The following is a 1,383-nucleotide window of genomic DNA, read 5'->3' on the forward strand; positions in this document are numbered from 1 at the left end:
AGGCCTTTCGACCTATTTTGGCGGGAGGCATGCGATGTCTTTTGGCGATATTCGGGTTGCTGAGCGTGCTGATTGGCTGATCGAGCGGGTGGCGACAGCGGGAACGCTGGTGCTGCGCAAATTGGGGGAGACGCGCGCAGGCGAGAAGTCGGTGCACCGGTTTCTGTCCTCGCCCTACGTCTCGGTTGAGCGGATTGTGGAGACCTTGGCAGCGCGGACAGCGCTTCAATGCACTGGCCGGCGCATTTTGGCGATCCAGGACACAAGTGAGATCAATTTTGCCGGTCGTGACAAGAAGCGGCGCGGCTTCGGGCCTGCAGGCGATGGCAAGACGCCCGGCTTCTTCATCCATCCGGTGATTGCCATCGATGTCGAGAGCGAGGCGGTGGTAGGCCTTGTGGACGCGGAGATTTGGACGCGCGCCGCGGGTCGCGTTACCTCTCGCCGCAGCCGCGCCATCGAGGACAAGGAATCGGCGCGCTGGCTGTCGGGCTGTCAGGCCGCAGCAAGCGTGCTGTCCGACGCCGCCGAAGTGACGATGGTGGCCGATCGCGAAAGCGACATTTACCTGCTGTTCGCCCGCAAGCCGGAACGGCTCAATCTGATCGTGCGCGCGGGGCAGGATCGGTCTTTGGCGGATGAGGGATTGCTGTCCATGGCACTTGCCGGTGCGCAGCCGCTGCGCAGCAGCGTTGTGCGGGTAGCGCCGCGTGGGCCGGGCGATAAAGGGCGTGAGGCGATCGTCGAGTTGCGGGCCGGAACCGTTCGCCTTGTCCGCCCGGCGACCGTGCGCAAATCCGAGGCCCCCGAGGATGTCGAGCTCACTTTGGTGGAAGCACGGGAGGTCAATACTCCACCCGGCAAAACACCGCTTCTGTGGCGCTTGCTCACAACCCACAGCGTTACCTGCGCCGCGGAGGCTGAAAACATCGTCCAACTCTACCGCTTGCGCTGGCGCATCGAGCAGGTCTTCCGCGCGCTCAAGAGCGACGGTTTGGCGCTTGACGACAGCCAGGTCATCGACGCCGAACGCATGTTCAATCTCACGGCCATCGCCTTGGCTGGCGCCATTCGTACGATCCAACTCGTCGATGCCAGGGACGGCGGCCCTCGACCAGCGAGCGATGTGATCGACGCGAACTTTACTGTCGCCCTCGAACGCCTGTCGAAAAAACTTGAAGGCAAAACACTGCGGCAGAAAAACCCGCATCCCCTCGGCTCCCTTGCCTTCGTCGCCTGGATCGCAGCCCGTCTCGGCGGCTGGAATTGCTACTACAAGCCGCCGGGCCCAAAGACCATGCGCGACGGATGGAATCGGCTCGCCGCCACACTCGAGGGATATGCCCTTGCCACCCAACACGAAAATCCGGGAATCCCGTAGCC

General features: G+C 63.3%; 1 protein-coding gene. It reads left to right on the plus strand.

Annotated features, from left to right (window positions below; all coding sequences use genetic code 11):
• A partial coding sequence (locus LMTR3_RS26130) for an IS4 family transposase (RefSeq protein ID WP_210184730.1) occupies positions 1 to 1,381 on the plus strand: 1,381 nt, incomplete at its 5' end.
• Positions 1,382 to 1,383 lie beyond the last annotated feature (2 nt).

Source organism: Bradyrhizobium sp. LMTR 3, assembly GCF_001693485.1.
Taxonomy (GTDB): domain Bacteria; phylum Pseudomonadota; class Alphaproteobacteria; order Rhizobiales; family Xanthobacteraceae; genus Bradyrhizobium.